Source organism: Salinispirillum marinum (assembly GCF_042650105.1).
GTDB classification, from domain to species: domain Bacteria; phylum Pseudomonadota; class Gammaproteobacteria; order Pseudomonadales; family Natronospirillaceae; genus Salinispirillum; species Salinispirillum marinum.
Map to the genome: position 1 here is coordinate 804,595 of NZ_JBHSAL010000001.1, position 22,468 is coordinate 827,062.

18 protein-coding genes are annotated in these 22,468 nt (G+C 53.9%); 6 read left to right on the forward strand and 12 right to left on the reverse strand.

Features of this window, described 5'->3' with window-relative positions; all coding sequences use genetic code 11:
* Positions 1 to 3 precede the first annotated feature (3 nt).
* Positions 4 to 1,680: a putative bifunctional diguanylate cyclase/phosphodiesterase gene (locus ACFOSD_RS03805; RefSeq protein ID WP_380693370.1), complete on the forward strand. Its 1,677-nt coding sequence runs from the start codon at positions 4 to 6 to the stop codon at positions 1,678 to 1,680.
* Positions 1,681 to 1,692: 12 nt separating this feature from the next.
* On the opposite strand, the gene ACFOSD_RS03810 is transcribed toward ACFOSD_RS03805, so the two are convergent.
* Positions 1,693 to 3,192 carry a YifB family Mg chelatase-like AAA ATPase gene (locus ACFOSD_RS03810; protein WP_380693368.1) on the reverse strand — a complete coding sequence of 500 codons (1,500 nt, stop codon included), beginning with the start codon at positions 3,190 to 3,192 and terminating at the stop codon, positions 1,693 to 1,695.
* Positions 3,193 to 3,339: 147 nt separating this feature from the next.
* Positions 3,340 to 4,590: an ABC transporter substrate-binding protein gene (locus tag ACFOSD_RS03815; RefSeq protein WP_380693366.1), complete on the reverse strand. Its 1,251-nt coding sequence runs from the start codon at positions 4,588 to 4,590 to the stop codon at positions 3,340 to 3,342.
* A 108-nt stretch (positions 4,591 to 4,698) separates the two neighbouring features.
* On the opposite strand from ACFOSD_RS03815, the gene ACFOSD_RS03820 reads away from it, so the two are divergent.
* A complete protein-coding gene (locus ACFOSD_RS03820) occupies positions 4,699 to 6,843 on the forward strand; it encodes a response regulator (protein WP_380693364.1) in 2,145 nt (714 codons plus the stop codon).
* On the opposite strand, the gene ACFOSD_RS03825 is transcribed toward ACFOSD_RS03820, so the two are convergent.
* Complete coding sequence (locus ACFOSD_RS03825; protein ID WP_380693362.1) at positions 6,840 to 7,088, reverse strand: accessory factor UbiK family protein; 249 nt, start codon at positions 7,086 to 7,088, stop codon at positions 6,840 to 6,842. The two genes, ACFOSD_RS03820 and ACFOSD_RS03825, sit on opposite strands and share 4 nt — an antisense overlap.
* A 398-nt stretch (positions 7,089 to 7,486) precedes the next feature.
* On the opposite strand from ACFOSD_RS03825, the gene glnK (ACFOSD_RS03830) reads away from it, so the two are divergent.
* The 4 genes from glnK (ACFOSD_RS03830) (at position 7,487) to glnK (ACFOSD_RS03845) (ending at position 9,997) form a co-directional block, all read left to right on the forward strand.
* Entirely contained in the window at positions 7,487 to 7,825 is a 339-nt protein-coding gene (gene glnK / locus ACFOSD_RS03830) for a P-II family nitrogen regulator (RefSeq protein WP_304995681.1), read from the forward strand.
* 24 nt (positions 7,826 to 7,849) lie between these two features.
* Complete coding sequence (locus tag ACFOSD_RS03835; RefSeq protein ID WP_380694956.1) at positions 7,850 to 9,097, forward strand: ammonium transporter; 1,248 nt, start codon at positions 7,850 to 7,852, stop codon at positions 9,095 to 9,097.
* A 142-nt stretch (positions 9,098 to 9,239) separates the two neighbouring features.
* Positions 9,240 to 9,602: a response regulator gene (locus tag ACFOSD_RS03840; RefSeq protein WP_380693358.1), complete on the forward strand. Its 363-nt coding sequence runs from the start codon at positions 9,240 to 9,242 to the stop codon at positions 9,600 to 9,602.
* 56 nt (positions 9,603 to 9,658) lie between these two features.
* The gene (gene glnK, locus ACFOSD_RS03845; RefSeq protein ID WP_380693356.1) at positions 9,659 to 9,997 is read left to right on the forward strand and encodes a P-II family nitrogen regulator; all 339 of its coding nucleotides are present in this window, start codon (positions 9,659 to 9,661) and stop codon (positions 9,995 to 9,997) included.
* Between the two features lie 81 nt (positions 9,998 to 10,078).
* Here the strand turns inward: glnK (ACFOSD_RS03845) and spoT are convergent, their stop codons facing one another.
* From spoT to serA, 9 genes are all read right to left on the reverse strand, one after another.
* Positions 10,079 to 12,202 (reverse strand): bifunctional GTP diphosphokinase/guanosine-3',5'-bis pyrophosphate 3'-pyrophosphohydrolase, encoded by a 2,124-nt coding sequence (gene spoT / locus ACFOSD_RS03850; RefSeq protein ID WP_380693354.1) that lies wholly within the window; start codon positions 12,200 to 12,202, stop codon positions 10,079 to 10,081.
* A 170-nt stretch (positions 12,203 to 12,372) separates the two neighbouring features.
* Positions 12,373 to 12,588, reverse strand: a complete 216-nt coding sequence (gene rpoZ / locus ACFOSD_RS03855) for a DNA-directed RNA polymerase subunit omega (protein ID WP_380693352.1) — start codon at positions 12,586 to 12,588, stop codon at positions 12,373 to 12,375.
* Positions 12,589 to 12,694: 106 nt separating this feature from the next.
* Positions 12,695 to 13,921: a maltose ABC transporter permease MalG gene (gene malG, locus ACFOSD_RS03860; RefSeq protein WP_380693350.1), complete on the reverse strand. Its 1,227-nt coding sequence runs from the start codon at positions 13,919 to 13,921 to the stop codon at positions 12,695 to 12,697.
* Positions 13,922 to 13,932: 11 nt separating this feature from the next.
* The gene (gene malF / locus ACFOSD_RS03865; RefSeq protein ID WP_380693348.1) at positions 13,933 to 15,663 is read right to left on the reverse strand and encodes a maltose ABC transporter permease MalF; all 1,731 of its coding nucleotides are present in this window, start codon (positions 15,661 to 15,663) and stop codon (positions 13,933 to 13,935) included.
* Between the two features lie 126 nt (positions 15,664 to 15,789).
* The gene (gene malE / locus ACFOSD_RS03870) at positions 15,790 to 16,992 is read right to left on the reverse strand and encodes a maltose/maltodextrin ABC transporter substrate-binding protein MalE (RefSeq protein WP_380693346.1); all 1,203 of its coding nucleotides are present in this window, start codon (positions 16,990 to 16,992) and stop codon (positions 15,790 to 15,792) included.
* A gap of 330 nt (positions 16,993 to 17,322) precedes the next feature.
* Entirely contained in the window at positions 17,323 to 17,916 is a 594-nt protein-coding gene (locus ACFOSD_RS03875; RefSeq protein WP_380693344.1) for a penicillin-binding protein activator LpoB, read from the reverse strand.
* A 57-nt stretch (positions 17,917 to 17,973) separates the two neighbouring features.
* Positions 17,974 to 19,644: a hypothetical protein gene (locus ACFOSD_RS03880; protein ID WP_380693341.1), complete on the reverse strand. Its 1,671-nt coding sequence runs from the start codon at positions 19,642 to 19,644 to the stop codon at positions 17,974 to 17,976.
* Positions 19,645 to 19,647: 3 nt separating this feature from the next.
* Positions 19,648 to 21,153, reverse strand: coding sequence for a hypothetical protein (locus ACFOSD_RS03885; protein WP_380693339.1), 1,506 nt, complete (start codon positions 21,151 to 21,153; stop codon positions 19,648 to 19,650).
* A gap of 48 nt (positions 21,154 to 21,201) precedes the next feature.
* Complete coding sequence (serA, locus tag ACFOSD_RS03890; RefSeq protein ID WP_380693337.1) at positions 21,202 to 22,431, reverse strand: phosphoglycerate dehydrogenase; 1,230 nt, start codon at positions 22,429 to 22,431, stop codon at positions 21,202 to 21,204.
* Positions 22,432 to 22,468: the final 37 nt, after the last annotated feature.

Sequence of the window (22,468 nt, forward strand, 5' to 3'; positions counted from 1 at the left end):
CGAATGCAGAACACCATAGAGATTGCTGTTTGTCTGTGCATAGAGCACAGCGTAGTTACAGAAACTCTCTCACGCGCGTTGAGTGGGGCAGGCTTCACTGTGCTCGGCAATATACAAGACCCGGGCGTTATTGACGACACCACCGTCGTCATTTTCCAGCCGTCCACCCGCAGTTCCCACTACTTGATGCAATACGGTTCACGCAAAGCGTGGATTGCCTACATTGACCCCAGTGTTCAGCACCAGTCCTTGGAATCCTATGCCGCACAAGGCATCCGGGAAGTGCTTTACGCCGATGAATTAGCCCCGCATCGCCTGCAACGTAGCGTCGACCGCGCCATTAAACAGCAACACATGTTGCAGCGCCAAAGCCACTACGACGGTCTGACCGGACTGCTGAGCAACCGTGGCTTTTTAGAGGCCACGGATCAGGCGTTATTTAATGTCGGTGTCAATGGCCGCATGGTAGCGCTATTGGCGCTCGACCTGCGCGGCTTTAACGACATCAACCAGCACTATGGGTTTAGCTTTGCGGACCAATTGCTGTCCTTTGTTTCTTTGCGCCTCAAAAGTACCCTTGGCCCGTTAGCCAAAATCGCCCGCCTTGGGGGCGATGAATTTTTTGTGTTGCTGGAACAATTGTCCAGCATCGATGCCGCGCAACGGGTCGCCACGCGCATTCGCGCCGTGTTTGACGACCCCTTTCGGGTACACAATGAAAGTGTGCGAATTTCCGCCGACATCGGCATGGTGATTTACCCGGAAACCATGGGCAGTGCGGAAGAGTTGATGCGCCACGCCCACGCTGCCATGCACACCGCCAAAGGGCGCGATATCAGCATTTATCGCTATGAACAAGGCGCCGTGGATGATTGGTCGGAAAACATGGAGCAAGCGCTTCGACTGGCGTTACGGCGCGGCGAATTCGAGCTGTTTTACCAGCCCAAGGTATGCTTGCGCCAACGCAACATTTTGGGCATGGAGGCACTGATACGCTGGCGGCATCCCACCCAAGGCTTACTGTCTCCGCAACATTTTATCACTGCAGCGGAAAGCAGTGGCGTCATCGTACCCATCGGCTATTGGATCATCGAACAGGTCTGCAAAGACATGCAAACCTTAGTAGACCATGGTTTGTTCGATGTCTCTATTGCCACCAATCTGTCGTTCCGACAATTGCAGGATGAACCCTTTTGTAAAGCCTTACCCCGGTTATTACAGGAAGCTAACGTCAATCTCAACTGCCTTGAGTTCGAGCTGACCGAAACCACCATGCTGACGGAACCGGAAAGCGCCTTAGATACCCTGAATCAAGTCACCGCTTTGGGCGTGACCATATCGCTGGACGACTTCGGTACAGGCTATTCATCACTGGCGCATATTCGCCAATACCCCATCAGTACGATCAAGATCGACCGCAGTTTTACTCAGCGGGTGTCCTTGGACCACGAAGCGGATTCCATTGTGCGCTCCATCATTAATCTGGCGCACGACCTGAACATGCAGGTGGTGGCTGAGGGCGTAGAGGATGATACGCAACTTAATTTCCTACTGGGTAATGGTTGCGATCAGGTTCAGGGCTATTTGTTCAGTGAACCTCGCCCCATGTGGGAAGTACTGCAACTGATCGACAAAATACTTCTACCCGTTAATCTCAGTGGCGTTCATACCGGCCAGTGAGCCGCTGGCTGGTTATGTCGCTACGCCTAAGCGGTCCAATTGGCGTAAATTAAGCGCCTCGATCAGATGCGCTTTCGTGATGCTGGTCGCGCCTTCCAAATCAGCTAGGGTTAAAGCCACTTTTTCGATGCGATGTTGGGCCCGTGCACTGAGCCGAAAACGTTCAGCCAGATCAATAATAAGCTGTCTCTGCTCGGGAGCGAGCATGCCCAACTCGTACAACTCGGTTGACGTCAAATCCCGGTTTTGCTTTTGTTGGCGTGCTTGCTGACGCTCCCATGCGCGCTGCACGCGTTCGCGCACGGCGGCGGAGCCTTCTCCCGCCGTCCTGCCTTGCAATACCTGTGGCGGAACGGTTGGCACCTCTACGTAGAGGTCGATACGATCCAAAAATGGCCCACTCAGACGACTCAAATAACGTTGCAACTGATCTGGGGTATAGCCCCGTGAACGCTGATCATTCGCGCCATAACCACCCGGCGTTGGGTTCATGGCCGCAACCAACTGAAAACGGGCAGGGAAAGTCGTTTTGCGCGCCGCGCGGGAAATGACGATTTCGCCGGACTCCAGTGGCTCGCGCAGCACGTCCAAGGTAGAGCGGTTGAACTCGGTCAGCTCATCCAAAAACAACACGCCATGGTGGGCTAGGGTTATTTCACCCGGACGAGGTACTGAGCCGCCACCCACCAGGGCCGCACCAGAGCATGTGTGATGTGGTGCACGGAATGGCCTTTGCCCCCACTGAATGGCTTGCCCGGTGATGGATTTGATAGCGGCCACATCTAAGGCTTCGGCGGTCGATAACGCGGGTAGAATACCGGGCAGACGACTGGCCAAAAGCGTCTTGCCAGTTCCTGGCGGGCCAAAGAACAACAAATTGTGGCCTCCGGCGGCGGCCACTTCCAACGCTTTTCGGGCCTGTGGCTGACCTTTGATGTCGGCCATATCGGCCGCGATATGTATCGCCTCCGGCCGCTGTGTGGGCACGGGCAACAAAGGGGCCTGTCCACGTAAATGGCCACACAACGTCAGTAAGTGATCGGCAGCAAACGCCTGACACTCGGTTAATAACCCGATTTCTTCTGCATTCGCACTGGGAAGTAACAGGGTTCGTCCGGCATTTTGCGCTGCCATGGCCGCCGGTAGAACGCCCTGTACCGGCCGTAATTCTCCCGACAACGACAATTCACCCATCACTTCCGTATCACGCAAGGCAGCGGCGGGAATCTGCCCGCTGGCCACCAAAATGCCCAAGGCAATGGCCAGATCATAACGGCCACCCCCTTTGGGTAAGTCAGCAGGTGCTAAATTGATGGTGATACGACTGGCGGGAAAATCGAATTGTGCATTGATCAGCGCCGAACGCACGCGATCCTTGCTTTCTTTCACCGCGGTTTCCGCCATGCCAACGATAGCCATCTGTGGTAGACCACCCGACAAATGGACTTCCACGGTGACCAGCGGCGCTTCGACGCCAATAACGGCACGTGTATACAGGGTTGCCAGAGACACTTCATCATCCTTGTGTTGCCAAGATTAACAGCGGCCACAGTCTGTCCGTAACAAGCTGTGACTAGCGCGCAGACTAAAGGATGCAAGTCAGCGTGGCAATACACCCTAGGGGTAGGGTGCTGTTAACAACCGTCCCATCCGGTGCTTTTATGGCTGCGTCCAAACGGGCAAGGCATCGTCGAACAGTATGGGGCGCGCCCATTCCAGTTGTGGCTGTTGCCGTAATTGGGTGCGATAAAACGGTTGCCGTGTTTCCCCGTCAACCGTGAATGACAATTCACCACGCGGCGTTTGCCAGCGCAGGGTTGTCATGAATTCCGCCACCGCATTAGGGTCAACGGAATCAGCCATCGCAATACCCTGCAACAACGCCAGGGCTGCCGTCATACCGGCCACTACGTGATGACTGGGCAGGCGGTCATGCTCTGCCAACATGGTGCGCACCAGCCAGTCGTTCATCTCATTGGCAGGCAGGTCATAATAATAATAAGTCAGGCCCTTCAGCCCTGGTGAATCACGCAGCGGCACCAGCGCGGCCAGGTCAGGAAGCCAGAAATACATATTCGCCGGGTCAAATCCCACATCGGCATTCAACAAGGGCAGCCAATCCAACAACACTGGCCAACTGCTGGCCAAAACCGGCTCCGCCATGGTTTCTGCAACCGCCTGAATCTCTTCGACCACAGTCGCACCACTGGCCCGTGGTGACACATTTAAGGTTGCTACGGAAAAGAAATCGGGGGTTACAGGACTCTCTACCGCACTCACCCAAATCAGCTCATCCTGCTCACTGCCCCAGTTGAACAGCGCAAAGTCTACATCTTGCCAACGGTAAAAGGTACGAAACGCCAGCGGGCTGTCCGCAATGGGCAATTCGTTGGCGGGGCTGCCCGGCACCAGCACCACCCGGTCATAGGCCGCGCCGTATTGCAGCGCCCTATGTGCACTTCGGCCCTGCACCGGCGCGATCCAAAACGCTTGCTCAGGCAGCTCATCCGCGTACGGCAATCGGTCGTCGTCACGCAACCATTCGTCCACCGGAACCGCCGACAATTCAACAGCGCGACCCTGCCACGTCATATCGCCTTCCGTGAGAAATTCGATACCTAAACGAAAGCCGAGATTTTGCTCTGCAGTATATTCCCGGAATACCGGGTCCTGATCATCCAGTAAAGCAATGCGAATCGGTCGGTCGACCCCGCGCTCAGGCGCAAGCTCTTGCGCCAGGCTTCCCGTTGCCAGGCCCCACACACCAACGCCCAACCCAACACACAGAACAACCGCTGCACGCTTTGCCCGCTGCGCAGAAACCGCACTCGCAACGAAGGCAAAAAACGGGGCGAAAAAAAATGACGGTCGAACCGATTGCTGGTCGTCTCTGGGCGATTGTTGTTGCATAATGTTGGCCAGTCTCTGTCAATGCTAAACGGTCGGCCAGTATAGCAGCATGGTCGCGTAGGCAACACGGCATAGGAAACGCATACCAAGGAATGACGGTTAATTTGCATGACTACCGTACTCATCACACTGGGCATACTCTGGCTAACCACGTTGGGCGTTGCTTTGTATTTCGCCGGTCAGTGGCGCGCCGCGCGCCAACAGGTGCGTACAACTGAGCAGCACGCCAACGTACAAGAAAACAACCTGCAGCGGTTCAAGCAACGCTACCTGCGCAAAACTCGCACGTTAGAAAAGACCGTCGAAATTCTGCGCGAACAGGAGCACAAGCTGCAACTGACCATTCAAGCAGCGGGGGCGGGTACGTTTGACCAACTCCTGCTGGAGCGGCGCACCTATTGGGACGCACAAACCATGCGCCTGTTCGGGCTAGGCCATGAAGGCCGATGGATTGAAGCAGAACAATGGGAGGCATTGGTGCACCCGGATGACCGAGCCAGCGCCCTAGAGCAGATCCAAGCCGCCGTCAGCCAAGACCAAACACTGGATTTGGAATACCGGATTTGCCGTACGGACAATTCCGTACGCACCATTCAGCAAGTGGGTTATGTGGTTCAAGGAACCGCCGGGCCGGTGCGGTTTTCCGGTTTATTTTTCGACATCACAGAACAAAAAGAACACGAAAGCGCTCTCATTCAAGCCCGCCAAAGCGCCGAGCATGCCGCGCAAACGAAAACGGAATTCCTGGCGAATATGAGCCACGAAATCCGCACCCCCATGAATGGCATCATCGGCATGGCCGACTTATTGGAGGAGACACCGCTAAACCCAGCACAACGCGAACACCTCAAAGTGCTGCGCGACAGTGGTGAACTGTTAACGACCTTATTGAATGAAATATTGGATTACTCCAAGCTCGAAGCAGACCGCGTGGCCTTGGAGCCGACGACCGTCGAATTAGACCCGCTGCTAGATCAGTGCCTTAAGCTGTTTAATAAAACCGCGCAAGACAAAGCTTATTTCCTATCTGCCTGGCGAGATCCACGCGTACCAGCACGGATTCATGCCGACCCAACACGGCTGCGCCAAGTATTAATTAACTTGCTGGGTAATGCCTGTAAATTCACCACCCATGGCTACGTTATGGTGTTTGTGGAACCGGTTGCCAACACCGCCAATCAGCAGGGTTTAACCTTGCGGTTTCGGGTGAAAGATACTGGCATCGGCATCGCACCGGACAAGCGCGCGGGTTTATTTAATGCCTTTCAGCAAGCCGACGCATCCATCACCCGGCGCTACGGCGGCACTGGGCTGGGCCTCGCCATTGTCAAGCGGCTGGTTGCCCTGTGGGGTGGCGAAATTTCATTTCACAGTGTATTGGGCGACGGCAGTGAATTCGTATTTACCCTACCGGATGCCACTCCGCAGGCGCTGCCCGGTCCGGAAAAAAGTACCTTGCGCGTGCTTGTGGCTTCGCGTTTTACCGGCTTTGCCGACATTACACCTGAATTGACAACACGCTATGGCTGGACCATCACCCACACCCATAACAGCCTTGAAACGCGCGCCGCACTGGAGCAACGTTTTGATGCCTTGGTGGTGGATGAACGCCTGCCCGGCGAAGCGGGGCACGACCTTGCCCTTTGGGCGGTGGCACGCTATCCAGACTTACATGTCGTGCTCAGCGGTCACGCCCGGCATTTGCCCGTTGACTTATCGGAGTCCTTATTTCAGCGCCTATCCTACCTACACAAACCATTTACCTTAAATGAGCTGACCGATGCCCTGGTGACGCAGCAGGTCGCGCCAAAATTACCGGTATCCAACACAGACACCCTGCCCGCCTTGGATTTGGCACACCTAAAGGTGTTGATTGTCGAAGATAACCAGGTCAATCATCGCGTTCTACACGGCATGTTAGCGCGTTATAACATTCGGCCTGACTGGGCCGAGAATGGTCTTGATGCCCTCAGCCAATGCACAGAGACAGCTTATGACCTTGTTTTTATGGATTGTGAAATGCCACTAATGGATGGCTACGAAGCGACGCGACAATTGGTGGCACGCCAGGGAAGAACACCTTGGATCATCGGGTTGAGCGCACACGCCATGCGCGAACATATTGATCGCGCGCTTGCTGCCGGCATGCACCGCTACCTGACCAAACCCCTCAGAGCCCACGCCCTGCGCCACGAGCTGGAACGTTATTTAGAAAACATCGACGCTCCAACCACCTTAGAACATACGCTCTAAGCACGGTCAGCGTTCAGCAAATCGTCCACTTGTGCCTGCAGTGCCTCTAACTGCGCTTGTGCTTTGCGCAGCATGACTTGCTGTGTTTCAAACTCTTCACGTGTGACCACGTCCATTTTCGCCAACTGCGCTTGCAGCAATGCCTGAACATTGTCTTCGACACCTTCCCGCAAAACCTGCCCTTGATTTAACGCTTGTGTTAAACCCGCCATCAAGTGCGACTTAAAATCATTCCGGCCCATCATTACACCCTCCTCAGTTAGTGCGGACTCCGAGCCACGCACCGATAATGAACCTGCCAACCCACAAGACGCACCAAAGCACGCCATGGTAGATCGCAGATGCACAGCATTCACAAATAAAGCACCATCATCGCGCACTGATCAAACTTTGCGCACCATATAGGTGCGCAAAACCCCTGCCCGCACCCCTTTTAGCCTCACGCGCCCTGATTTTACGGCACTTTGACAAAGTTGGCACAGCCGGTGCTTTAGACACCCTGAGACATGCTCACATGTCCGGACTGGGGTCCGCGTTCGATCAGTGTATCAGCCACGCCGACCTCAACCCAATCGCTTGGAGCATTTTAGAACACCATGCTCAACCGAGTATGCAATCAAACAGTGAAACGGAGAAGGGTCCTATGAAACTTGTCACTGCGATTATCAAGCCATTCAAGCTTGACGATGTACGTGAAGCCCTGTCTGACATCGGTGTGCAAGGCATCACCGTGACAGAAGTGAAGGGTTTTGGCCGCCAGAAAGGGCACACTGAACTGTATCGGGGTGCTGAATACGTAGTCGACTTCCTGCCGAAAGTGAAAGTAGAAATCGCTGTTGCCAGCGAATCACTGGATCAGGTGCTGGAAGCCATTACCAAGGCTGCCAATACCGGCAAAATCGGCGACGGCAAGATCTTTGTGTCGGCGCTTGAACAAACCATTCGTATTCGTACCGGTGAAACCGGCAACGACGCCATTTAAGGGTCAGGAGTACTTACCATGGAAATGATGAATTATATTTTTGAACTCCAGTACGCCATGGACACCTTCTACTTCTTGGTGTGTGGCGCTCTGGTTATGTGGATGGCAGCAGGCTTTGCCATGCTGGAATCGGGTCTGGTTCGGTCGAAAAACACCACCGAAATTCTGACCAAGAACTTTTCGCTGTTCGCCATCGCCAGCGTCATGTACATGATCGTCGGTTATGACATCATGTACGGCGGCGGCTGGTTCCTGAACGGCACCGTTGGCCCTGCCGACGCTGCAGCCGTATTGGCCGCCTCTGCAGAATCCGGTTTTGCGGACATGGGTGAATACTCAGGCGCTTCCGACTTCTTCTTCCAAGTGGTGTTCGTTGCCACGGCCATGTCCATCGTGTCAGGTGCTGTTGCTGAGCGTATGAAGTTGTGGGCTTTCTTAGCCTTCGCCGTTGTCATGACTGGCGTCATCTACCCCATGCAGGGTGGGTGGACTTGGAATGGTAACTCTGTATTCGGTATGTTCGAACTGAACTATTCCGACTACGCGGGTTCAGGCATTGTACACATGGCCGGTGCTGCTGCAGCTTTGGCGGGTGTATTGGTACTGGGTCCTCGTAAAGGCAAATACGGCGCCAAAGGTGAAATCAACGCGATTCCTGGTGCAAACCTGCCGTTGGCAACACTGGGTACCTTCATCCTGTGGATGGGTTGGTTCGGTTTCAACGGTGGTTCTACCCTGAAGCTGGGTGGCATCGACGTGGCGAACGAAGTCGCTAACGTATTCGTGAACACCAACATGGCCGCTTCCGGTGGTGCCATTGCAGCGCTGATCGTTTCCAAGCTCCTGTTCAAGAAAGCGGATTTGACGATGTTGCTGAACGGTGCATTGGCTGGTTTGGTTGCCATTACCGCAGGCCCACAATGGTCTTCTGCCTTGGTTGCTACCCTGATCGGTGCGGTAGGCGGTGTATTGGTGGTCTTCTCTATCCTGACCTTAGACAAACTGAAAATCGACGATCCGGTCGGTGCCATCTCTGTACACGGCGTCGTCGGTATCTGGGGTGTGATGGCGGTTTGCTTCAGCGGTGCCAGCTTCATGGGCCAGTTGGGCGGCCTGTTGACCATCTTCGTTTGGGTCTTCGTAACATCCTTGATCGTCTGGTTCATCCTGAAAGCCATCATGGGTATTCGGGTCACTGAAGAAGAAGAGTACGATGGCGTCGACATGGCGGAATGCGGCTTGCACGCTTATCCTGAGTTCACCAACAAATAATCACGTGTATACGTGTGATCAAAAGGCACCTTCGGGTGCCTTTTTTGTGGCCTGCCGTTCGGTTCCTGCTACACTCTCCAAGCGGGCGTTCATTGCCTTTCAGGCTAATTTGGCGCCGCTTATCCGTTGCTAGGAGTATTTCGTGGCCACCGTCCTCATCGTCGACGACCATGCGTTAACCGTTGAATTCATTGCCGAACAGCTACACATGATGGGGCACCGCAGCCACAGTGTTGCCACCGGCGAAGCGGCTCTGGCATTGCTGGGTGCAGGCGACCAACCAGACGCCATCCTGTTGAGCCAAAACATTCCCGCCCAAGGCGGTATCGTCACCGCCCAACGGATGCGCGAACGTCATCAGTACGAACACGCCATCATCGCGTTGGCCGCCCACGCGGATGATATCGATATACCGGCGGGTATCGCGGCCGGAATCGATGCTTGGATTACCCATCCCATTGACATAACGCAGTTCGTCAGCACATTGCAACGTTGGCTAAGCTAAGCCCAAGTGCTATTGTTCAATCAACTCGTCATTATTGTTCTTCGCAGGAGTACGCTATGAAACTGGTCACCGCCATCATCAAACCTTTTAAACTGGACGACGTTCGTGAATCACTGTCCGATATGGGTGTGCAAGGCATTACCGTTACCGAAGTAAAAGGCTTTGGTCGCCAGAAAGGCCACACCGAACTTTACCGGGGCGCGGAATACGTAGTCGATTTTCTGCCGAAAGTGAAAGTAGAAATCGCCGTCAGTGATGCCGTATTGGATTCCGTATTGGAAGCCATCACCAAGGCGGCGAACACGGGTAAGATTGGCGACGGAAAGATTTGGGTTAGCCAATTGGAACAAGTGGTGCGAATTCGTACTGGCGAAACCGACGAGGATGCGCTGTAAGCAACGGTTGATGGGATAAAAAGCGCGGCTGCAAAGCCGCGTGTACTCATAGACCGCTACGTAATTCCCTGAAACATTATCCTACCGCAACACCCGATATACCCGCACCACTTCCGGTAAGCGGCGCACGCGGCGCATCACGTTAGCGAGGTGCACGCGGTTATTGACACTGACACTGACCAAAATCTGGCTGACGGAGGCATCTTTCTCCTCCATGTGCACGGAGTCGATGTTTGAAGCGGCGTTGGCAATCGCGGAGGCGACATTAGCGAGCACGCCGCGCTGGCTGTGCACGATGATGCGCAGTTCGGCATGGAAGTCGCCGCCCATGTCATCGTCCCATTCCAGATGCACGCAGCGTTGTTGATCGTCCCGAATGTCAGCAATGTTTTTACAGGTTTCGCGGTGAATGACCAGCCCCTTGCCTTTGCTGATCACGCCCACAATAGGGTCGCCCGGTATCGGCGCGCAGCATTTGGCGTAATTCAGAATCAGTTTTTCCGTGCCGCGCAGGGCCACGGCGGAAGCTTTGCCACTGGCAGTGACGTTTTCATCGTGCCGGACTTGCTGGGCCAAGCGCTGCGCCACCACAAAACCGAGTCGAATACCCATGCCCACATCACTGAACAAGTCGGTCAGCGTGGGGACGGCCAGATCGTCCAATAAGGCTTGCCATTGCTCATCGCTGATCGCGTTGATATCCAGTTCAAACTGCCCCATGGCTTTGGCTAGGAGCTTGCGCCCGATGTCTTCCGATTCGGCCTGATGGATGGTTTTCAAATAATGCCGAATGGCGCTTTTGGCTTTGCCGGTTACTACGAAATTTAACCAAGCGGTGTTCGGGTGGGCGGATTTGGCGGTGATGATTTTCACCGAGTCGCCACTTTCCAGCGGTTGGCTCAGCGGCCAGTATTTTCGGTTTACCAAGCACCCAACACAGCTATTGCCTACATCGGTATGCACGGCGTAGGCAAAGTCCACCGGCGTCGCCCCTTTCGGCAACTCCATAATGCGGCCTTTGGGCGTGAACACGTAGATTTCGTCGGGGAACAGGTCGATCTTCACATGCTCGATGAATTCAATGCTGCTGTTGGCTTGCTGTTGAATCTCTAATAGCCCGTTAATCCAACGTCGCGCGCGCGCTTGGGCCGGAGTGGGGTTATCGGAATCATTTTCTTTGTACAGCCAGTGCGCGGCGATACCATGGTTCGCCATGGCATCCATGTCATGCGTCCGAATCTGCACCTCTATGTGCATGCCGTTGTACCCAATCACGGTGGTGTGCAAACTCTGATAGCCGTTTACCTTGGGCACGGCGATGTAGTCTTTGAAGCGTTTGAACACGGGGTTAAACAGGCTGTGTACCGCACCCAAGGCTTTGTAACAGTCTTCTACAGAGTCGGTGACGATGCGGAAAGCGTACACGTCCATGATGTCTTTAAAGGGCTTATGCTGCTCCTTCATCTTCTGATAGATGCTGTACAGGTGTTTTTCACGCCCGTAGACCTGAGCTCCCGATAGGGTAAATTCTTCTAACCGCTTATGCAGCGCAGCTTGAATTTGCTCCACCACCTCCCGGCGATTACCACGCACCTTGGTAATGGCCGCAGAAATACTGCGCGCGCGCATGGGGTATATGGCGGCAAAGGAGAGGTTTTCTAATTCCACGCGAATGTCATTAATACCTAAGCGCTGGGCGATGGGGGCATAGATATCAAGCGTTTCTTGCGCAATGCGGCGCTTTTTATCGGGCCGTAACGGCCCCAAGGTGCGCATGTTATGTAAGCGGTCAGCAAGTTTAACCAGAATGACCCGCAAGTCTTTCGCCATGGCCATGGCCATTTTCTGAAAGTTTTCCGCCATTTCATGGCGCTTATCTTCAAATTCCAAGTGCGTGAGCTTACTGACCCCGTCCACCAAATCGGCCACACCATCCCCGAACTGCCGCGCCATGGCTTCACGGGTCATCGGGGTGTCTTCTAACACGTCGTGCAACATGGCGGCCATCAAACTTTGATGGTCCATGTGCATTTTGGCCAGCACATTGGCTACGGCCAGGGGGTGAATGATATAGGGTTCATCGCTGGCGCGCTTCTGGCCCTGGTGCGCTTGCTCGGCAAAATAATACGCCCGCTTCACCCGATTGATTTTTTCCGGTGACAGGTAACTTTGAAGGCGATTGGCCAAAGCGTCTATGGTGGGCACGCGGCACATCCAGTAATGAGGGTGTTTGTATAGATTCTAGTGAAAGGTACACAACGAATACAACCGTATCGTGGTGATTAACGTTTACTATTAGGCTTTATTGTTCAATAAAAACAAAAACGCCGAAGGCACATCCGTGACTTCGGCGTTCTCTTCACGCATTGACGAGATCAGTCGCGCTCTGGCGTACTCATGATTTCATCAACAGAAATTTTGTTTTCTGCCAATTCACGCAGCGCCAATACCGTCGGTTTATCTTTATCAACCGAAACGCGCGGTTCAGCACCCTGGTTGGCGATTTGACGGGCGCGCTTGGAAGCGACCATGATCAATTCAAACCGGTTATCAACGTGCTGCAAACAATCTTCAACGGTCACACGTGCCATGCTTTCTTCCTCTAGCGTTTACGGTTAGGGCTATTGTGATAGCCCAGCCAAGTTTGGCGAACCGCGTAGTTTACTGATTCTGGCGCTTAACACAAGCAGGCCTTTTTTAACCCTTGACGCCACCGGCGGTCAACCCACTCACCAAAAACCGCTGCGCGATCAAAAACACCACGGTAATAGGCACACCCGACAACACAGCCGCCGCTGCATAATTACCCCACAGGGTATTTTGCGGTTGGAAGTAATAGGTGGAACCCACCGCCAAGGTCAGGTTGTCCTGACTGCGCAGCAGCACGCTCGCCAACACAAATTCATTGATGGTGGTGATAAACGCCAGAATGAACACCACCGCCAATATGGGCACACTCAAGGGCAGTAATATTTTATAGAAGGTTTGCCATGGGGTTGCGCCGTCGATATAGGCCGATTCTTCCAGCGCGGAATCAATGGAGCTGAAATAGCCCATGATGATCCAGATATTCATAGTAACCCCGGCCAGCATCGCCAAAATGTAGGCCGCATGGGTGTCCAATCCGAAGGCGGGCAGATAGAAGCCTAAGCGATCAAACATTTCATATAAGGCAATCACGCCCAGCACCGCTGGGAACATTTGCAACAGCAACATGGATCGTAACAGGTGCATTTTGCCCTTAAAGCGCAATCGAGCGAAGGCATACGCCGCCGTAACGGACAATGACAACAGCAAGAAGGCCGTAATCAGCGATATCTTGATGGAGTTCTGCAACCAGGTCAGCACTGGGAACGGCGGCAAGGTGTAATACGCCGAGCCAAATTCCAAGCGCGGTCGACCCGAGCCTTGGAAGCCTTCAGGCAATCGCAACTGCCCTGCCAGCTGATCGCCTAATCGTACCACCTGAACACCTTCCGCTGTATTGGCGGCTTGCTCATCGTTGTCGACCAGCAAAAAATCAACCTGATTCGACTGCAAGACCGGGTTCGCGGCTGCGTCGATGGTCAAGAGCCGGATATAACTGCGCAATGGAAAATATTGTGCGGGGATTTCACTGTTAACATCCAGCGACCATGCGCCATCGGTGCTGATTTCCAAGCGCCCGATACCCAGATTAGGGCGCCCAACACCGCTGTCCAGCATGGAACCGTTGTTGTTCATGCCCACATAGGTTTTGCCGAACGCTAAGGTCCAGTGTTCCAACGTAAAATTGCGTGGAATCAAATCACCGCGTGAAAAATTGCCTTCCCGAAACGAGATCGATACCACCATCAGTAACGGAAACAGAATGATAGCGACAAAGCCGATGAGGAATGCATGCGTTAACCAAACGCGAACTTTTGTACCCTGAGTAATGACCATAATGTTGCTCCTCAGCGTGCCACGTCGACACGGGCGTAACGGATATAAAACAGCGATAACGCCACGATCAGCAGAAAGATCAGACCACCAATGGCCGCCCCTAAAGCGTATTCATTGGTGCTGTCACCAAAGGCCAAGCGGAAGGCGTAGCTGATCAACAAATCGGTTTCACCAGCCAATGGATTAGCACCCAGTATGTTGGGGCCACCTTTGGTCAGCAGATAGATCAACAGGAAATTGTTGAAGTTGAAGGCGAAGGTGGAGATCAACAGCGGGATCATGGGTTTGCTGACCAGCGGCAAGGTGATGCGAAAGAAGTTATTGATGATGCCGGAGCCTTCCAAATAGGCCGCTTCATAGAGATCGTCTGAGATGGACTGCAACATGCCCAGGCCCAAAATCATCATATAGGGGTAGCCGAGCCAGAGATTGGTGATCAAGATCATCACCTTAGCCAGCGTCGGGTCCGTAAACCACGCCGGTTTTACACCAAAGAAGAACTCTAAAATCAGGTTTATTTCACCGAAGTTTTGGTTAAATAAGCCCTTGAAAATTTGAATAGAGATGAACGCCGGTACGGCATAGGGCAGGATCATCAACACCCGGTATATCACCGAGCCCTTGACCAGCTTCCAGTTTAACAAACAGGCCAATACCAACCCCAACAGATAGGTCGCCGCCACGGTGAAGCTGGCAAAGATGACCGTCCAGGTAAAAATTTTCACAAAGGGCGCTAACATACCTTCTTCGACAAAAATACGGCGGTAGTTAGCCAACCCGGTATTGACCTGAAAGCCCGGTACTACGCGGTATTCGCGCAAGGCGCGTTCGAGATCGGCCTGCAAATTGCGAAACTCTGCCTGTACTTGGGTGCGGTTAAGGTTGTTCAATGTTTGTAAGTCGAGCACCGACGCCGAACCGTCACGGATCTCCGTCAACAGATCAACATCCGCCAAAATGGCTTGGCGCTGTGGGGTGTCGCGGTAAAAGAAGCCGCGCGTAAAGTCAGGCACTAAGGCTTCGCCCGTCTGCTGGTTTAATAGGCGGTTGGGGTCTTCTGTATCTTCTTGATACAACGCGCGCACAGCACCAAAAGCACGCGGTCCACTGTAGGTCAGCACACCTACATCGGGTATTTCAGCACTCAGGGCCTGTAAACCCGCGCGATTCGCCAACACATCGCGCAGTGTGGCCGGTGCTTCCGCCAAAGGCGTACTGATGGGCTGTAGAGATATGGCTTGCGGTGTCGCGTCCGGCCCTGCGGCTAGGGTAAGGGGGGCGCTGGCGTAGGACTGTTCGGGATAATGTATGACTAAACGAAACTGCCCGTTGGCGGCAGGATATAACTCAAACGGTACCGTGCCACCTTCATCGGTATAGGTTTGCCGTAACAAGGTCGTCTTGGCACGGTCGAAGCTGATCAAGTTACTTGAACTGTAATTGGTGAAGCTCAATAACACGGTGTAAGACAAGGGAAAGATCGAAAACAGGCCAATCAGTGCGAGGCCCGGCAAGAGATACCGTGCGACATAAATACGGGGGTTTAAATACACGAACCCGATAACACCGGCCAAGGCGATCATCGCGCTGGCGAACAGGACATCACCCGAACTGTACATCAGGGTCGCTAAAAACAATAAACTGCCTGACAGCACCAATATGACCACCCACTGCACGGCTTTTTGCCATGCGGGAACGTTGTGGGCTTCCGGTGCCATAGGGATGGCATTGGGGTTCGCCATGTCAAACTCTCAACTGAACAGTGAACAAGAACCCGCCATTCGGCGGGTTGTGGGAGTGCGCATGGGTTGGGTAAACGGCGGGAGTACCGTTCACCCTAACCCTTGCTGGTAAGCACGCGTTTAAGCTTAGCGCAACATGCGCTCAACGGCTGCCGTCATCGCTTCTGTCGGCGCTTGACGACCGGTCGTGATGGCCTCTAACGCCGGACCAACGTTCGACCAAAAACGCGCCATTTCAGGAATGTTTGGCATGTTGGTGCCCGCTTCAGCAATGGCGTAGGTAGCACCAATCAGTTCACCCTGGTCAGAATTGCGGATTTGCTCTTCCACGTATTCCAAGTGCGCCGATACACCCAAGCCACGCGAAGGATCCGATGTATCCATCTGGCGCATGCCATCAGTGGTCAGCAAGTACTCACTCATGAACAAATCAACCAAATCCGCATTCGGCGATGCGGCATTGATGTTGGCCGATAAAACGCCCACGAACGATTTACCCATGCTGTTGCCCTGCACCGCAGGCACTGGTGCGATACCGATGTCGATACCCGCTGATTGATAACCGTTCCACGCCCAAGGTCCGTTGATGATCATGCCAACTTGGCCTTGTGCGAAACCGGAATCCATTTCACCGTAGGCCGCACCTGAAGGCATAACACCTTCTTTGATCAGACGATCGATCATTTCTGCACCACGAATGGCTCCACCATTGGCCATACCGACATCGCGCGCGCTGGGTACACCGTTTGCGTCGTCACCGAATACATAGCCACCGGAGGCTGACAATACCGGGTATGAGAAGAAGGCGTTATTGTAGTCCCACAAAATCGCTGAACGACCGTTTTGCTTTAATTGGCGATCAATGGCAAACACTTCTTCAAAGGTCTTTGGCGGGGTAGGTACTAACGCTTTGTTGTAGATCAGGCCAACCGCTTCTACTGCCAGGGGATAACCATATACTTGGCCTTGGTAGCTGTTGGCTGACCAAGCAAAGTCATCGAAGCGAGCCTTAACATCGTCTGCCGGGTTAATCGGCTGCACCAAACCACCTTCAACCAATTCACCCAACCAATCGTGTGCCCAAATCATCACATCTGGGCCACGGCCCAAAGACGCTTCCTGACGGAACCGCGCTTGTACGTCATCCGGAATTTCCACCCGCACAGGAATGCCGGTTTCTTCAGTGAAACGATCACCCACCGCTTGCAGACCGGTATAGGCCTTATCGCCACCGATCCAGATCAAAATTTCGCCTTCATTCATTGCCGCGGCATTCATCGCCAATGCGGCCGTTGCCGAGGCCACAGCGGTAACTAATAATTTTTTCATGGTATGCCTTCCTGTTGTGTTCATTTTTGTTGTTCTAGCGTTCAATGCACGCATCATTTCTTTTTGTCAGTGTGCGGGGTACAGACCTCGTAACGCGGCCTAAATTACTCCTGCGCTAGCGCTCGTCACAAGTAAATTTGTCCGTTTGCACATCTTTTCCACCTGAGCATCTGCACCCCTACTCCACCCTCCCACCCCACTGGTGGAGGCGGATGGTTTGACGGTGTAGTTTCCTCTCCAATGGAATTCGTGCAGGCATAAAAAAACCCCACTGAACGAACATTCAGCGGGGTTGATTTGGCGGATGACCCGTTCTATTCGACCGTCCCTTTAGCGACGTTGCTGCAATTTTTGAATGCGCTCGGTGCCTAACCAAACTTCGCGGTTGTCGAGCAGGTTCACCAATTTCATGTCTACTTGGTAATAAGTGACGCGTTGGCCGTCTAACGAATCGACAAAAGAATTGATCTCACCGGTTAAGGCGAAGTCGGCACCGATCTCCTGACCCATGGCGTTCACGGTATCTTCGCGCGCGTTCAATTCTTGATCCAAACGCTCTTCACGAATTTCATCACGTTCTTCTCCACCGGCTACAAATTCCAGTTGTCCGGTCATCAGCATGGCTCGGCGAATGTCGTTGATGAACGTATTGACGGGGATATGTTCGTGCGAGCGGTTGCGAATGCTCTGTACAATGACCACCGGGCGCTGGTTATTGGCTTGCACAAATTGGTTGTACCATGGAAACGCCACCATATCGTTGATCATGGTTTCTGAAACAAGGCGAGAATCCGTGGCGTTCCAACGGTCGGTCAGGGCAATTTCTTGATTCGGGTCTTCCCGCGTTACGGTTACCGATGGCCCGCCGCAAGCCGCAAGAGCCACTATTGTTAAGGCGAATAACGCACCGTGAATCGATTTCATGTTCCTTTCCTCATTGCAGATGGGTAGCACAGGCCACCATGATAATGCGCCTTGGCATCAATGACCAAAGGTACGCGCGTAAAAAATATTGACCTTACCGGGCTGCAGTACAACATCTTGCGCCCATAAGGTTTGCTCGTCGGCGTGCAAGCTCAATGCAATGGGCTCGCCGGCGACGCTTTTATAACGTACCGCGTTAGCTCGCGCCCAGCTCGGCAAGGTTACCCAGTGCCGGGTTTCAGCTCGTGCCGTGGCGGTGGCGGCCGCACGGCCAGCAAGATTAAACAACAACGCCAAACCGTCGTCGCCGCTGCTAGCGACCTCACTGACCCACTGATTTGCCGCATTTTTGATCGTTTCGCGCAACAGGGCTGCCATCATTTCATCTTGCGCCAAACGCAAACGCTCCTGACGCGCCAGTTGTTCGATGTTCGCCATAGCAACCACAGTACCGTGTGACGCGCCATTCAACCTTAGCTCGGAAGCGGTGGGTTCGTCATAGGCGGGCGGGTAATAAGGCACGGATACACGCACGCCGAGCGGCCCGATGCCATTCAGCAAGCCCACTTCATCCGCCACATCCCACAAGGGGCCTAGTTGTACCTGTTTGCTGCGCAAAGGATCATCCAAGACCTGCCACAGGCCACCGGCTTGATAACGCGCCAGCAGGTCGATGATCCCGGTGTCCGCATAATGCAGTGTGAACCACCCCAGTTGTTCTAATTGCTGCGCCTCATCGCCGGTAATGACCGGCTCCAGCACGAGCGATTTAGCGGCTTCACGCTTGCTCAAAAAGAGGTTCAATTCACCGATCGGGGGTATAAACCCGGTGTGCTCTACCACCAATAACATGGCCTCATCGGCCGCTAAAGGTCGAGTTTCTTCTTCTGAAAGCCCTTTTGCTTCCACCAAACGCGGCCATTCATCGGCCCAACCGCCCCCGGTACGCATCATCCGAACCGTCGATGTCCACGCCAAACGGGTGGCCTCGGCACCCAGTTGATACTGTTCGGCATAGCCTTGTTCATAGGCATTCGCTGCCGCTTGATAGGCCACACGTGCACTGTCCCATTCGCGCAAATTTTCGTACGCAATCCCGGCTAAGAAACGGGCCCAGGCATCGTCGCGGTAAATTAAGCTGTTGGGATCCACATATTGACCATTCAAGACCCGCAAAACCTGTAAGAACCCGGCGGCTTGTTCATCTTCTGACGTGGCGACCGTTAGGTAATCGCCTTCGTTGGCGGCAAATTCATTTAGGATGATTTCTAACCGCCGCGCCTCGACCCGTGCCGCGTCCAGCCATTGGTTATCGCCGGTTTGCTGCGCTAAAGCCAAATAATTAAGTGCTTTGAAATAGTTCACATAGGCAAATTCATAGGTCGCGCCATGGTAGGTGCCCATGGCCGGGCTACTCATGAAATTCTGAAATTGCACACCGAGACTATTGAACCCTAGCGTATCGCGCAATTCATCGGCACGTTGCAGCATGGCATTGCTGCCCGCATAGTCGCCTGCCAAATGGCGCACCATGCCGACTTCAAGAAAATAGAGCAGTTCGTTTCGGGCCTGCGTTTCCAACGCGACCGTAAACTGGCTTTCTGCGGTGGCGTAGTCTCCCTGCTCAATGGCGATGAGTGCGGCTTGTTGTTGGTCGCCATAGGTGGCGCAGCCGGTTAACCCGCTCATCACAGCCACCATGCATCCTGCTTGCACCCAGCGCCGCATCCGTTATGGCACTCCAATCAAACGCGGCCGAAGACCTTCCGCCTGAGGAATGAGCTTGCCGAGTGGCGCGTTAAGGTAAGACGGATCAGCGAAGTAGAACGAGGCATTACCGACGTCAATACCCGACAAGTCGGTGGGTGGCAAGCGCACGGCGGCGGCAACATGCCCCGGAAAATACAGGACAACCACATCCAGCTCAGTGAAATGACGCAACAGTTGCACCAAGATCAATGTCCGGTCTTCGCAGTCATTCAGTCCGTTACTGAATGACTCGACCGGGTGTTGATAATATTCACGCCCGAACTGCGCTTGGTCGGTTTGATAACCGGTTATCCACTGACTGACTCGCAGCAACAATTCCGCTTGTGCCTGCGGGGAACGGTTCACCAAATATGGTGCTAATTGGCGCCGCAAGGATTCCCTCATCACCCGGGGCATGGGTAACGTGAAGTAATCCTGCAACGCCATTTGCGGATATTGCTGCACATGGCGCACTAAGGCCGGGCTCACGGGCAGTGCTAAGTTGATTGCACTGCCGTTCCAGGGAATGGATACCCGGCGCTCCGTCCAATCATCGGCAATCAATAACGATTCATGCGGTGTTAATTCCAAAAAGCTGCTGGCCCGCTGATGCTGCGTCGGGTAGCTGGTCAATGGTCCGAATGGGCCATCATTGTCGGCACCGACCACGTAAAACCGAACGCCATCATAGGAAATGTAAGGCACGTTGTATTGCGCTTGGCGGGTGGCGGCCAATAAATACAGACCTTGCGCATCAAAGGCCACCCGGACCTGCGCACCCTGCCGCAACATGAGATACCAGGTCAGCAGGGTTTGTGCATCAGGCTCCGGCGCAATTTGGCCGGCAAAAGCGTGCGTAACCAACAAACGATCGTAGGAATTCAACGCATGTCTTCGGGCCAATTCTGCAATGAGACGGTTCAGTTCATCGGCATCTTGCCAACCCGATAACCGATTCCAAAAGGTGGTGATGTGTTGCTGGGTCCAACGCTGCCCCGGACGAACCGGTAGCGTCGTGTTTAACCGTTGGCGGGCTCGAAACTCGGCCCGGAGCCCCTCATATTGCAAGGCATAGCGAACGTTTCCAGCGCTGGCCTGTGGCGTTGGCAATACAGGCTCCGGCAGAGGGTTGGTGACCAAGGGTGCGGCAATATCGACGGGGGGCTGAGCGTCAGCCGGGGGAATCCGCGGTTCAGGAACCTCTACTTGCGGCTCCGTCCACTCTGGCAAAACTTGCGGCTTGGGTTCCGTTGCTGGAGGCTGTTGTACGAACAGATCAAACGCGACCCAACGCTCGGCCAGAAAACGCGCAAAGTCGGCATCTTGCTGATCACGAAAGGACGAAAAACTGCGTTGCTGTTCGAGCAACCAGGTTCTGAACTCGGGATTGGCTTGCGCCCCGACCGGAAAACACCACAGGGCGAGCCAGACCGTTAGACCTAGCCGCCCCAGACGCATGGATTGCTTAACCACGAATTGATTTTTCATGCGGCTAGCATACCACCGACCCTTCCTGAGCAAAATGTTCCTACCGTCTTAGAACAGTATACGCGCCTTAATGGTGCCCTTCACCTGGCTCAGCTTCTCCAACGCCAACGCGCCAAAGGCTTGGTCAACATCAATCACCACATAGCCCACCGTTTCATTGGTTTGCAAATACTGCGCGCTGATGTTGATGTTGTTGTCCGACAAGATGCTGTTGATCAACGACAAAACACCCGGAACGTTCTGGTGAATGTGCAAAATACGGTGTTTGCCTTCCAACGTCGGCAAGGCCACTTCAGGGAAGTTCACGGCTGAAATGGAAGTGCCGTTATCGGAGAACATGGCGAGTTTTTCCGCCACTTCCGAGCCAATGTTCTTTTGCGCTTCCATGGTGCTGCCGCCTACGTGCGGGGTCAGGATCACGTTGTCGAAGGCGCGCAAGGGGCTTTGGAATTCATCGTCATTGCCGCGCGGTTCAACCGGAAATACATCAATGGCCGCGCCAAGCAATTTCTTGCTTTCTAAGGCCGCCGCCAAGGCATCAATATCGACTACGGTGCCACGCGCCGCATTGATAAAGACGGCTCCGGGCTTGATGGCTTCAAATTCCGCCGCGCCCATCATCCACTTGGTAGAGGCCGTTTCAGGAACATGCAGTGATACCACATCAGACGAGGCCAGCAACTGACGCAAGCTGCCCACTTGAGAAGCATTGCCCAACGGTAACTTGTTGACGATGTCGTGGAAAATCACGTTCATGCCCAAGCCTTCGGCCAACACACCCAACTGAGTACCAATATTGCCGTAGCCAACAATACCCAAAGTCTTGCCACGAATTTCATAGGAATTCACGGCGGATTTCAGCCAGCCACCGCGATGGCATACCGCGTTTTTCTCAGGAATACCACGCAACAACAAAATGGCTTCCGCCAACACCAATTCGGCCACCGAGCGGGTATTCGAAAAAGGCGCGTTGAACACCACCACACCTTTTTCGGTGGCGGCGCGCAAATCAACCTGATTCGTGCCGATGCAGAAACAGCCAATGGCGACCAGCTTCTCGGCATGCTCCAACACATCGCGCGTAAGTTGCGTACGCGAACGAATACCAATGAAATGCACATCACGGATTTTTTCTTTCAACTGCGCTTCCGGCAGTGACGACGGCAACACTTCAATTTCGGTATAGCCCGAGCGTTCAAAGGCTTCAACCGCAGACGGGTGAATGCCTTCCAACAACAGAATGCGGATTTTAGCTTTATCGAGCGATGTTTTGGCCATGCTTGCTGTCATTCCCATGTTTTCGCCGCCGCACAAG